This is a genomic window from Faecalibacterium sp. Marseille-Q4164 (genome assembly GCF_017377545.1).
GTDB lineage: Bacteria > Bacillota > Clostridia > Oscillospirales > Ruminococcaceae > Faecalibacterium > Faecalibacterium duncaniae.
Genome location: NZ_JAFREJ010000014.1, coordinates 22962 through 35324, shown reverse-complemented (window position 1 = coordinate 35324; position 12363 = coordinate 22962). Strand labels below are relative to the sequence as shown.

Annotated in this window: 14 protein-coding genes and 2 pseudogenes; all 16 read right to left on the bottom strand. The window is 51.0% G+C overall.

What is annotated here, in order from left to right; all coding sequences use genetic code 11:
* Positions 1 to 106: 106 nt before the first annotated feature.
* Positions 107 to 367: a DUF6061 family protein gene (locus J3352_RS14325; RefSeq protein ID WP_081028504.1), complete on the bottom strand. Its 261-nt coding sequence runs from the start codon at positions 365 to 367 to the stop codon at positions 107 to 109.
* An 88-nt stretch (positions 368 to 455) separates the two neighbouring features.
* A pseudogene (locus J3352_RS11230) lies at positions 456 to 770 on the bottom strand (DNA topoisomerase III); the annotation flags it as partial.
* Complete coding sequence (locus tag J3352_RS11225; RefSeq protein WP_156067313.1) at positions 751 to 1443, bottom strand: conjugal transfer protein TraG; 693 nt, start codon at positions 1441 to 1443, stop codon at positions 751 to 753. The gene J3352_RS11225 and the pseudogene J3352_RS11230, both read right to left, overlap by 20 nt.
* Positions 1440 to 1634, bottom strand: coding sequence for a hypothetical protein (locus J3352_RS11220; protein ID WP_156067315.1), 195 nt, complete (start codon positions 1632 to 1634; stop codon positions 1440 to 1442). Before J3352_RS11220 ends, J3352_RS11225 begins: the two co-directional genes overlap by 4 nt.
* A complete protein-coding gene (locus J3352_RS11215; protein ID WP_156067317.1) occupies positions 1631 to 2395 on the bottom strand; it encodes a DUF4366 domain-containing protein in 765 nt (254 codons plus the stop codon). The genes J3352_RS11220 and J3352_RS11215 overlap by 4 nt, the downstream gene beginning before the upstream one ends.
* A complete protein-coding gene (locus J3352_RS11210; protein ID WP_009003366.1) occupies positions 2385 to 2642 on the bottom strand; it encodes a DUF4315 family protein in 258 nt (85 codons plus the stop codon). Before J3352_RS11210 ends, J3352_RS11215 begins: the two co-directional genes overlap by 11 nt.
* 28 nt (positions 2643 to 2670) lie before the next feature.
* A complete protein-coding gene (locus tag J3352_RS11205) occupies positions 2671 to 4407 on the bottom strand; it encodes a CHAP domain-containing protein (RefSeq protein ID WP_118019721.1) in 1737 nt (578 codons plus the stop codon).
* Entirely contained in the window at positions 4400 to 4783 is a 384-nt protein-coding gene (locus J3352_RS11200) for a DUF3851 domain-containing protein (RefSeq protein WP_009003364.1), read from the bottom strand. The genes J3352_RS11205 and J3352_RS11200 overlap by 8 nt, the downstream gene beginning before the upstream one ends.
* Positions 4780 to 7179: a VirB4-like conjugal transfer ATPase, CD1110 family gene (locus J3352_RS11195; RefSeq protein WP_156067319.1), complete on the bottom strand. Its 2400-nt coding sequence runs from the start codon at positions 7177 to 7179 to the stop codon at positions 4780 to 4782. Before J3352_RS11195 ends, J3352_RS11200 begins: the two co-directional genes overlap by 4 nt.
* The gene (locus J3352_RS11190; protein WP_156067321.1) at positions 7136 to 7591 is read right to left on the bottom strand and encodes a PrgI family protein; all 456 of its coding nucleotides are present in this window, start codon (positions 7589 to 7591) and stop codon (positions 7136 to 7138) included. Before J3352_RS11190 ends, J3352_RS11195 begins: the two co-directional genes overlap by 44 nt.
* A 20-nt stretch (positions 7592 to 7611) precedes the next feature.
* Entirely contained in the window at positions 7612 to 8481 is an 870-nt protein-coding gene (locus tag J3352_RS11185) for a VirB6/TrbL-like conjugal transfer protein, CD1112 family (RefSeq protein ID WP_156067323.1), read from the bottom strand.
* Between the two features lie 69 nt (positions 8482 to 8550).
* Positions 8551 to 8649: pseudogene (locus tag J3352_RS14530) on the bottom strand (Maff2 family mobile element protein); the annotation flags it as partial.
* 85 nt (positions 8650 to 8734) lie between these two features.
* Positions 8735 to 10354 carry a recombinase family protein gene (locus J3352_RS11175; RefSeq protein WP_000945966.1) on the bottom strand — a complete coding sequence of 540 codons (1620 nt, stop codon included), beginning with the start codon at positions 10352 to 10354 and terminating at the stop codon, positions 8735 to 8737.
* Between the two features lie 111 nt (positions 10355 to 10465).
* On the bottom strand, positions 10466 to 10654 hold the full coding sequence (locus J3352_RS11170) for a transposon-encoded TnpW family protein (protein WP_000427739.1): 189 nt from the start codon (positions 10652 to 10654) through the stop codon (positions 10466 to 10468).
* A gap of 14 nt (positions 10655 to 10668) precedes the next feature.
* Entirely contained in the window at positions 10669 to 11508 is an 840-nt protein-coding gene (locus J3352_RS11165; protein ID WP_000200031.1) for an ATP-binding protein, read from the bottom strand.
* Positions 11505 to 12299: a replication initiator protein A gene (locus tag J3352_RS11160; protein WP_001205019.1), complete on the bottom strand. Its 795-nt coding sequence runs from the start codon at positions 12297 to 12299 to the stop codon at positions 11505 to 11507. Before J3352_RS11160 ends, J3352_RS11165 begins: the two co-directional genes overlap by 4 nt.
* Positions 12300 to 12363: the final 64 nt, after the last annotated feature.

Here is a 12363-nt window from a genome sequence, read left to right as displayed (position 1 = left end):
TATTATACCACATTTGTTGTGTGTTGGACTATGATTTGAAATTATTTGGCATTTTAACCAGTTTATCAAATGACTTATTGTGCGAGTAAGAGAATTTTAATCATAATCATTCGCTTGACCAATTTGTAACACAAAATACGTTACAATGATTTTCGGCGGTAGCCATGAAAAAACGATGACACTCAATCCTCCGTGTCAACCCCACTGTAAAGTAGCGGGTTGAGGATGTTCTGAGGCAGTTGGGCATCCTGTTGGCGACGGCAGAGCCATCCGTGAACCGGGCTTCCACTCGGTTGGTGTCTATGTTGTAGCGGAAGGAAAGCAGTTTTTGAGAGTGATTATGGTCGAAATTCTGATTTCGTTTCATTTGAATAGCTCCTTTAATGATTTTGAAATTTGATTTTTGACGAGATGAGGTCTCTTTTTTCTTTCTCTTGAGTCACCTAACCGCACTACCCTGCATCACAGGCATTTACCACTTCCGTCACATCCGGGGCATTCATCAGCTTTTTGAGAATATCAAACTGCTTTTTCTTATCTTTTCCTACCACCATCTGCCAATGTTCCGGCAGGATAGGCAGATCATCATATCGCCACTTGGCATACTTTGGGTCATAGCTGTCTGCATCCGCAAGACCGGCCAGGTGGCCCACGCACCAGCTGACACGCCAGCCGTTGCCCTCCAGATACCCGTCCTTACGGACGGTTGCACCGATCACCGCCGCCAAACTCTGGGCAACTGATGGCTTTTCAGCAATTACAAGTTTCATAATCTTCATCCTCCCATTCTTCCCGCACAGGCGTGTGCAGCTTTTTCTCAATGCTGTTTTCCTCATCCAAAAGCAGGTTATAGCCAAACCGATAATCATAGCGGTACAGTTTCCCCAGCAGGTCATTGATGATGATGCGGCAAGCCAAAATGACACGGGTTTTATCCACCTGCATCAGCTGGTAGCGTTGATAATTGCTGTAATATTCTTCATGACGGTGGGTATTGCTGACGGTATCTTCAAACAAAATATCTACTGCATCCTGACAACCATCCTCTTTTTTCCCCTCCATACAGTTCAAAAGTTCCATTACCATAGGGAAGCTCTGTTCATCCATAGGAGCTTCTGCTGCAAGAAAACCGATCAGAGCAGATAAGAGCAGACAGGCTGCTGCCTGTTCCTGATCCGTCAAAACAGCCATTGTTTTCTCCACATTTGGCAGGATCTTTTCTTTCACAAAATCTGCCGCGTCACCGGAATAAAGCTGACGGATAGAATCTATGGACAATGAAACTGTCACGGTATCTAAGGAGAAATCAAAGGGGTCATCTTGCTTTGGCGTTCTCCGAAGTTTGTTTAACATGGTAGAAAGAATATCGCCGCCAAAATACACGGCAATCACCAGCAGGTCAAAAACAGCAATCAGCTTGATAAATATAATCAGAACACTCATTTTTTTCGTTTCCTTTCTTTAAGCCAGCGTTCCATCTCTCGATGGCAGATACCTACGCAGAGTCTTCCATAATTCCCGCAACCATAGCAGGGGTGGCTGTGGGGCAAAGAAGGAGGACGGGAAGTTTCCTTCCCGCCCTCCGGCCTGCGTGTCATCATGCGTTCATAGGGACTGTCTGTGAAACGGGTCATTTCACACTGTCCTCATCATCTTCTTCTGTGCTGCCCCCGTCAGCATCCGGTTCTTCCGACTCCTCATCCTCGGTTTCCCATTCCTCGGAATCTTCCTCGCCATAATCATAATCGTCCAGACTGTCATTGCCCTTGGTCTTAGGCTTGTTCTTAACGAGCTTCAAGTAGGCAAATACGCCACCGCCACCAAGCAGAGCCAGCAAAAGGGCCAGCGCAGCCGGGTTCAATCCGGCAGGCTTCTCTTTTTCCGGCTCCGATGTTTCTGCCGGAGGTTCCGGTGCTTTGCCCGTACATTTACTCTTATCAGTTGCGCAGACCGGGCAGGCCGTATTGACTGCCCCTGCTTCACATTTTGTCGTGCAGCTACACACAGCAGCCGGCTCCTCTTTGACATTTTCATCTTCCATCAATGCCATCAAATCCGCTTCATCCACCTGGTTCAGAAAGTGAACAGCAGTCTTTTTATCCTCATTAGCCCTGTCGATCAAAATGTAAAAATAGTTGCCAGCTTTGGTCGTAACAGTAATAAGCTGCTTATTGCCTCCAAAATCATCCACCAATGCCGCATTCCCCTCCGGTGTAAGTGCCGGTGCCGGTTCTGTTTCTTCCACAATCACATTGCTGTCATTGGTAGAATCCTCTGCCGGTGCCGCCGGAGCCTGTTCTGACCCCTGTGCGAAAGCAGGGATCGTAAAGCCAAATGCCACAACCATTGTCAAGCAAAGGGCGGAAAGTGTTTTGCAAATTCTTTTATTCTTCATAAGCGGTAACCTCCTGATTATTTGATTCCGACAGTGCTGTATCTCTGCCGTGGTTCATTCCACCGGAAAGCATAGCGTTCAGCTGTGCTGGAGTCATGCGTAACGCACGAACCATCTGAACGATTTCCAGATTCTCTGCCTCCGTTTTCTGTGCTTCCAGGGTCTTGAGCTTTTCCTGATATTCCGCAATCTTCTCACGGGTTTTCTCAATTTCCTGGTCGATACGTTCAATTTTGTTTTTTGCCATAACCGTTCACTCCTTTCCACAAAGTCTGTTACCAGTTCATCAGGCCGTAGCCCTTAATACTTTGATAATTCAGGTCATAACTTTTGATCTTGCAGGCATCGCCGGAATTTCCCTCCACCGTATAAACACGGCTGCCATCCGTACCGATCACGATACCCACATGGTCTGCTGTCCCATCCAAATCCCAATCAAAGAAAATTGCATCTCCGGGAGCCAGATTGTTATAGCCTCTTGCACCCCATTGTCCATGAGACTGGAACCACGGAACGCCCTGCCACTCACAGCCTGCAAAGCGCGGTTCACTTTTTCCAGCCTGGTTATAACACCAGGATACAAAGCAGGCGCACCACTCCACGCGGCTGTCAAAGCCATACCAGCTCCAATAAGGATAGCCGCCCACATTGCCCACCTGACGCTTGGCCAGTTCCACCAGCTGAGGATTGCCGGGGCGGGTACCGTTAATGAACTGCACACCGGACAGATCTTCCGAGCCGCTGGTATCAGGGGAACCGCCGCCAAACAACAACGGCTTATTGCCCATGGTCTGCCGGTAAACCTGATACATTTCCATCTGCTCCGGGGTCAGTAACTCCGACGCCACAGCGGAAATGGGCTTGCTGGTGAGTTTCACATTCAAAATGTAATACTCATAGGGGACTTCTTCTGAGGTGGTCTCGCCGGTCTCCGGGTCGGTGGAGGTCTCCGTGCGGTAGCGAATCTCCACTTCCTCAGTAAGCGTCAGCTGATACTGTGCTGCAAACACACGCGCCAGCTCTGCCTGAGCGCTCTGCTGGGTGTAACCTTGCAAGACGGCAGACAGAAATGCTGCCAGCTCATGAGGGTCATGGCCGATCATACCAAGGTCATAGCGATACTCGTCATACCCTGGGTGGCTGCTTTCAATGTTGTCGATTTCCTCCTGCAACTGGACTTCTCTGGCTGCATAATCTGCCTCCACTGCCAGCATTTCCGGGTCATCCGACGGATAAGTGGTGCCGGAGAGAACGGAACCGATGCTCTGCGCCATCATGGAGCAGGAGGACATGGTATTCATCAGCATACAGGTAATGAGGAACAAAACCCCTGCCATCAGGAAACCCTTCTTGTGGCGCACGACGAACGCCCCTGCCTGCTGTGCCTTTTCTTTCACCGTCCTTGCGGCTTTTCCGGTTTTGGACGCAGCCTGGGCGGTATTTCCGGCAGTCTGACCGGCGTGTTTGGCGGCGGCATACTGCCTTTTGATGGCCTGCTTTTGCTGCCAGCGGGAAAGCGGATTGCTGGCAAACTGGGGATTTTCCTGCAAAGATTTCTGGTACAGAACATTTACATTTGCCTTTTCCAGTTGGCGCTCTGCCTGTGCTGCTTTGCGGTACGGCTTCAGCTTGTGGCTGCGATAGCCCTCCCGCACCAGATAAGCGCCGGTCTCCACCGCCTCCTCGGACTTGTGGGCGCTTTCCACGCCCACATTGTCCTGCTCTGTTTCCCGGATCTCTTTGTGGAGCTTGCCCGCAACCAGATGGACGGGAGCTTCCCTGACTCCTTGAGAAACTTTGGAAGGTGGCTTTTTCTTGTCCTCAAAGGTCAGCTTCGAGGTCTTTTTTCCGGTATCCGGGTCAATGACCGTCTGCCTGACCTTTTTCTTTGGGATATTGGCCTGCGCCTTATCTGCTCTGGCCGCAGCTTTCTCCGCTTTACGGATCGGCTTTTCCAGTGCAGGATCAGACCGTTCCTCATCAGTAAAGCGCAGGCGCGGCTCTTTATTCAAACCATTCTCCCAGCATGAGGGAGGACATCATGTAGTGCAGCTCTGCATAAATGGCCATTCCCACAGGATCGTTGAACATACAGCCGGACAGGTAGGCATAAAACTGTGCCACCACATCGGACAGGATCTTCGCCTCTGTTCCTTCCAGAATCAGGCCGCCCATACCTTCTTTAGCACGAATGGCGCTCCAGACCTCTGCCAGACGGAGAAGCCCCACCTGACCGGTCTCATTCAGTTCGGCTGCCTGATCTGCCGCCGTGCGGCACTCACTTACCGCATCGGCCATGACCGTAAGCAGCTGGCTGCGCTGGGCATTTACCGCCCTGTCAAAAAACATCAGCGGGTTTTTATTCAAAATGTTGGGGTTCATCATCATTCATCCTCCTTTTTCAATTCTTGAGGTTTGGTGGTCATAATGCGGTAAAGTTCGGTGTTCTTCGGGAAGTGGTCTACAAACGGCAGGATCGTGGAGCCATAGAACAGCAGGCCCTCGCCCTCACCGGAGTGGGTCACATAGCTAAGCTGGTGCGTGGAAATCCCCAGTTGCTTCGCCAAAATCTGACGGTCTCCGCCTGCCTGGTTAAGCATATACACGAAGTCCGAGTTTTCAAAGATGTTCTCTACCTCGCGGCTGCTCAAAAGGTCTTTGACATTCTGGGTGATACCTGTCGGAATACCGCCCCATTTTCTGAATCGCTTCCAGATTTCCACCGTATAGGCGGCGGTCTGCTCCTCCTTCAAAAGCAGGTGCATCTCGTCGATGTAGTAACGGGTGGACTTGTGGGCGGCACGGTTGATGGTAACGCGGTTCCACACCTGATCCTGTACCACCAGCATACCGATTTTTTTAAGCTGCTTGCCCAGTTCCTTGATGTCGTAGCAGACAATCCGGTTATCAATATCCACATTGCTCTGATGATTGAACACATTCAACGAACCCGTTACATAGATTTCCAATGCCGTTGCAATGTACTGAGCTTCTTTTTCTTCCTGCTCCCGCAACAAGTTATAAAGGTCCTCCAAAATCGGCATATTCTCTGGCTTTGGGTCATTGAGATATTCGTTGTAAACCAGCCGTACACAACGGTCAATAATGGTTTTCTGCACCGGCTGCAAGCCCTCCTTACCGCCCACGATCAGCTCACACAAGCTGAGGATAAAGTCAGACTTGAGTGACAGCGGGCTTTCATCATCCGAATAGTCCAGATTCAGATCCATCGGATTGATATAGTTGGTTGAAGTAGGTGAGATCTTGATGACCTGCCCATGCAGACGCTCAACAAGAGGTGCGTACTCCGCTTCCGGGTCACAGATAATGACATCATCGCTGGTAAGCAAAAAACAGTTGGCAATTTCTCGTTTTGCGCTGAAGGACTTACCGGAACCCGGCGTACCCAGAATCAGACCATTTGGGTTTTTCAGCAGCTTTCTGTCCACCATAATGAGGTTGTTTGACAGAGCATTGATGCCGTAGTACAGGGCTTCTTTCCCATTCTGGAACAGTTCCTGCGTAGTAAAGGGCACAAAGATAGCTGTGGAACTGGTGGTCAGTCCTCGCTGAATCTCAATCTGATTGAGACCCAGAGGCAGACAGCTCATCAGCCCTTCTTCCTGCTGGAAGTCCAGCCTGGTCAGCTGACAGTTATACTTCTGGGCAATAGAGCCTGCCTGAAAGATGTTGTTGCCAAGCTGACGGGGATTGTCCGCTGTGTTCAGCACCAGAAAGGTCAAAAGGAACATTCTCTCATTGCGGCTCTGCAAATCCTGCAAGAGTTTTTTCGCTTCACTGCCGTAGGTAGCAAGGTCAGATGGAATGATGTCCATGTCGTATCCGGCACGGACTGCTTTTTTCTGCTCCTCGATCTTGCTGCGGTCCAGGTCGGTAATCTTTCGCTTTACCGTTTTGATGGCTTTCACCTGATCCACCGACTGAATATGCATACTCACAATGAGCGAACTTTCCATATCCAGAAAATCAGCCAACAGACGGTCATTCAGCTCCGGTGCGAGAATCTGCAAAAAAGAAACAGTCCCATATTTCTTACCCATACGGAACTGCTTGCCGGTGCGGAACTCAAAGGAGCTTGGTGCAATAAAATCCTTTGTGGACAGACCGGAAGGAGCCAGCCAGTCCCATTCAAACAGAAACGGGAGTTGTTCATCCATGTGGAATACCGCATGAAGCTGAAAAAGCCTTTCTTTACCGTCCAGCGTTCTGGCAGCTACACCAAGACGCTTGAAGTTATTAAGTATATCGGTCTCAATACGCTCCAGACGGGGCTTGGCGGCTTTGATGCTGTCCGCGTCGATACCAAAGGTCAGGTATTTGGTCTTGATGAGACCGTTGTTACCTCTGGCCAGCTGATTTTGCAGCATTGTGGTGTATTCCTCGCGGATACTGTCAAAGGCGTCCCTCTGGGGCGGGATGGAAATGGAGCTAGCAAAGGTCTCCTCCGATGCCGCAAGGTTCAAAAAAGACAGCTGGAAATGAATCGAGCTGTCAAAATAATTGAGGAAATCACACCACCCCTCAAAGATTGCCGTCTTATCTTCGTTTTGGGAGAGCTGATAGTTGATGTCCTGAAACTGGATGGTCTTTGTGTAGTGGCTGTCCGATACGCGGCAGATTCCGTCCGGCCACATCCGTTCATAAGGGATACTGTCCTGCGCAGATTTTCCTTTTTTGTCCGTGTGGTTAGCGCGGGCAATGGCCGCTTCGATCTGCTTCTTATCGGCACGGGACAGCTTTTTCTTTGTCTTTACCGGCTGCACAGTTTTTTCCTCGGTTTTTCCGAACATCCGATGCAGCCATTTTTTTATTGCGGTGAACAATGTCATACACCTCCTTATCGAGCATTTCCTGCCGCTTTAATACGGCATAAAAGTTGTTGGTCTGGTAAGGTCGCTGCTTTGGACGGATTACAGCTACTTTGAGAATGTTGCCCACGATCTTTTCCAGGGGCTGTCCATGCTTTTCGTACATAGCCAGCATAAAGAAGGGCAGCATAACCAGCATCATACACATAGCCGCTACACTGTTTCCGGTAGGTTTTCTGAGCAAAAAGAAAAGCGGTACGCCAATAAGCGCTCCGCCCGTGAAGCAGATAAGCTGCCGCTTGGTCAGATTGAACATGACCTTTGTTTTGACTTTTGTTAAGTCCTTGGGTACGGGTACATAAGCCAATGTGGAAACCTCCTTCCGTTTTAGTGCGCCTGAAAGACTGATTTGGCGAGACTGCCTGTTTTGAACAGCGTAAAACATAGCAGTACGGTGTAGCCCACGCAGCTCCAGATTGCCATGATGATGTCATCTTCCAGAGCGATGTTCTGCACCAGTACAGCATAAATTGCCACGCAGACGATAATGAGAAACGCCTGAAAGCCCAGTGCCAGCAGAGATCGGAGGTAATTCTGTCCCATACCGCCCCATTCTTTGCCCATCATTGCAGCCATTGGAACGGGAGCCACCGAAGTTACAAGGTAGATCTCGATCATACGGCCATAAATAACGATAAAGATACAGATATACAACGCCCACATGGTAATGCCAATAAAGAGGGATTGGAACCACAGTCCGAACAGCGGTCCCAAATCCATTTCCATCAGCCTCGGTTCCAGATCGGTCATAACTGAGGAAATGTCAATGGACGCATCCGAATTGATAATCCCTGCCGCCCGCGCCACCACGCTCTGCGCCATATCAAAGACGCCCATCACGATATTCCATGTGTTTGTGACAATGAGGATGGCGGCAGCTGATTTGAACACCCACTTGAAAATCATCCAGGTATCCACATCATGCAGATTGTTCTTGTCTGCAATCATCTGGATCAGGTCTACGGTCATCACGATAGCCAGGATCACACCTGCAATCGGCACCATGATGGAGTTGGACAGATTCTCAATCATATTGAAAATACTGCCATTCCATCCCTGTGGGGTCTGTCCTACCTGTACGGATATATCCGCGACCTGTTGGTTTACGCTGTCAAACATCCCCGAAAGGTTGCTCATAATACCGCCCACCAGCATTTCTTTCAGCCAATTTGTCAGGGCTTCAAGTAAGAAATCCATACGGTGTCAACCTCCTTTCCGCCGCCCCCGCAAAGCTGCGGGAGCGGCAAGGATTTCATGCAGGAACGCTTAGACAGAGAACAGCCCGGAGAGCAGAGGTACAAGAACCATACCAACAACGGCTACACCAGCGCCAGCCATGAGCTGCTTCATGCCCTGAGATTTTGCTAATGTGCGATAAAGAAGTAATAGAAGTGTAAAAAATTTTGCCGTTCCTATCCGGCACTTAGGGCTGTGTCGGATAGGTCAGGCGTTAGGCTTCCGGCAAGTCTATCTTGCCGACAAAGCTGTAATAAATCTCAATGTCCTGCCTGCGGGTGCCGTTCTCGTCATAGCTGCACTCATGCACGACGATTTTCTCAATCATTTCCCGCAAGAGGGTGGGGGTCAATTCTTCAAAAGCAAGGTGCTTTCTCACAATCCCCATGAATTTCTCGGCGTTGACGGTGGCGGCCTGCGACTTGGAAAGTTCCTCCTGCAAAGCGGCAGCCCGGTCTTTCAGTTCCCGCTGCTCCTGCTCATAGTCCGCCGACAGCTCCATGAAACGCTCGTCGCTGATTTTGCCGCTTACATTGTCCTCATACAGCCGCTTGATAATGCGGTTCACTTCGGCAATGCGTGTCTGGGCCTGTTCAAGCTGCTTCGTGGCTGCGGCGGTCTTTCTCTTGCCGCCGATTTCGTTCTGCTGGATGAGCAGCTTTACAAAGCGGCTCTCATGCCTGGCGGCGTATTCCGTCACTTGCCGGAGATTGGAAAGCACGCCCGCCGTCAAAAGGTCGGTGCGGATAAAGTGTGCCGTACAGTCACGGGTACGCTTCTTGTAGCTGCCGCAGATATAACAGTCCTGCTTGCGGTTCTTGTTCTGATACCGCTGCTGATACAGCACATGGCCGCAGTCGGCGCAGAACAGCATACCAGAGAACAGCCCCACTTCATCATAGCGGTTCGGGCGTTTTCGCTGCTTGCGTAACTCCTGCACACGCTCCCATGTTTCCGTGTCGATAATCGGCTCATGGTGATTTGGGAAGATAGCCTGCTTCTCGATGGGGTTCTCAACGCTGTGCTTGACCTTGTAAGAGGGCTTCTCCGTCTTGAAGTTTACCAGACAGCCAGTGTACTCCCGGTTTTCCAGCAGATGGACGACGGTGTTTGTCGCCCACTTGCACTCATAGCCGGGGTGGTAGCGTCGGGTGCTGCCCGTCCTGCGGTATTCCAGCGTCCCCGGCGTGGGGATTTGCTGCTCCGTCAGCATACGGGCAATCTTGGTCGGGCCATTTCCCGCAAGGCAAAGCTGGTAAATCTGCCGGACAACCGGGGCGGCTTCCTCGTCAACGATATAGTTCTCGTCCTTGTCCATGAGATAGCCATAGACTGGCTTGCTGGTTACAGGCTTGCCGCTCATGCCTTTTGCTTTCTTTACTGCCTTGATTTTCTTGCTCGTATCTCTCACCAGCCATTCGTTAAATAAGTTCCGCAGAGGGGTAAAATCATTGTCCATGCCGCCGTTTGCGCTGTCCACGTTGTCATTGACAGCGATAAAACGCACGCCCTTTTGAGGGAACAGCATTTCCGTGTAAAATCCCACCTGCAAGTAATTACGCCCCAGCCTGCTCATGTCCTTGACTATGACGGTGCCGACTTTCCCGGCTTCAATGTCTGCAAGCATGGCTTGAAATCCGGGCCGCTGGAAGTTCGCACCTGAGTAGCCGTCGTCGGTGTACCAGCGCAGATTGGTAAAGCCGTTCTGCTTGGCGTAGGCTTCCAAAATCCGTTTCTGGTTGGAAATGGAATTGCTCTCGCCTTGCAATTCGTCCTCATGGGACAATCTCGGATAAAGGGCGGTAATGAGGTTTTGGGTGGCTTGTCTTAACATAAAATCCTCCGTTTCCGACAGCCAGCCCCACTATTCCGTGGTTTCATTGTACCACGGAACAGGGGCGGCTGTACAGCGGTAAAAGTGATAAATCTGCTTCTTTACAGCTTGTCAAATCGCCTTTTTTTGTGTAGCAGCGGCTTCCGCTTCCAGTACCCTCGCCATCTTGTCGGCGGCGGTGCTGGTGGTGTCTTTCTTGAAAAAGCCGGACACGACAAGAACGGTATTCCCCATGCGGATTTCCGTCACGCAGTCGGGGCGGCGGGTGGTACGGTGGTCGTGCTGCTTGATATTCTCCATAGGCAATACTCCTTTCATTCAGCCAGCAGTTTCTTCATGGTTTCCATTTTCCGCTTTGCGGTTTCCTGCCGGAAGTTGACGCCAGTAAAGCGTATCGGGACGCACATGGACAGCAGTCGGTCATAAATCCGGGAATGGGCCGTGTCTGTCGGCTTTTTCAACTCGTCCAGCGGGCGGTTGGTGGTGGCGATCAGCGGCTTGTTGCTGCGGTATCGGGTATCAATCACATGGAATACCTGTTCCAGTCCATAGTCGGTGCCACGCTCCATGCCGAAGTCGTCAATGATAAGCAGCGGATAGCGGCAAAGGCGGGAAATATACTCATTCCGGCCTGTAAAGCCGGGAGAGAGGTCGCCCAGGATAACGGCGAAGTTCGTCATATATACGGGGACTTCTTTCTCCATGAGGGCGTTTGCGATACAGCCCGCAAGGTAGCTTTTCCCGTTGCCGACGTTCCCCCAGAACAGGCAGCCGATGTTTTCGGCCTGCATTTCTTCCCAATGCTCCGCATACCGCCGGGCAATCCCGGTCTGCGGGTTTCTGCCGTTGTCGTTCTCGAATGTCCATTGCTGCATGGCTGAGTCGGCAAAAGCCCTCTGTTTCAGATTTTCCACGGCTTCCACATGGCGGCGGTGTTCCTCGGCGGCCTGCCGCTGCTCACGGGCGGCTCTCTGGCAGTCGCACTCTGCCGGGTGGCGGTCACGGCCAAACAGCTCCTTACCCTCCGGGAAGTAGGCTTCTTTCGGCGTATGGCACTTTCCGCAGTAAAGCAGTCCGTCCTCGCCGATATAGTCCTCCATCTCCGGGGCGGCGGTTGTCATGTTCTCCAAAATATCTTTGATTTCACTTGTCATAAGCTTTCTCCCTCCATACAGGTATAGTCGGGGATGCCCTGTTTTACGGCTCCCTTTTTGTCATTGGCCGCCCATCTGTGCAAGGCGGCGGCATAATTCTGGTAGGCTTTCCCGCTGGCGGCAAGGTAATGGCTCATTTCCTCAATCAGCCGTTCCAGCCTGTCCGGGTATTCTGCCTGTAACTCGTCATATTCGTCCTTTGACAGAAAAATATTCTCATATCGGCCATAAGCTGTGGGCGGCTCCCCACTCGCTCTCATTGTTTGGTTCTCTATTAAGTTGTTTATATTAGTTTTGTTAGGGGTCGGTTTTCCGACCATCATAGGGTCGGTTTTCCGACCGTCATAAGGTCGCTTTTCCGACTGTATGAGGGTCGCTTTTCCGGCCATCAGTTGGTCGGAAAACCGTACCACTGGGACAGGCGGCACTTTCACATAAAGCCGATTGGGTGCGGAGAAGCCCCGCCGTTCCCGTTCTAAAAGCCCGGCTGCGTCCAGTTCTTTCAAGGCTCCCTTGATGGCGGTACAACCCTTGTCCAGCATTTCCGCTATCTCCGCAACGGGGTAGACAATGAATATCCTGCCCTCGCCGTCCTGCCAGCCGTTCTTCTGTGACAGGGTGGAGCGGTCTAATAAAAGCGCATACAGCAGCTTGGCGGTCTGTGAAATCTCCATTTTCAGCAGGAAACGGGGGTATGGAAGATAGGCGGGCAGCGTGGTGTCTGCCCTGATATAATCAGCGATAGTATCACCTCCCTCTGTGTTGTGTCGTTTTTGGGCTTTGTCACGCATTAGGACGGCATTTCCGGGGGGAAAGGATAAATGTATCGCATACCCTTTGACACCCACGAAAAAA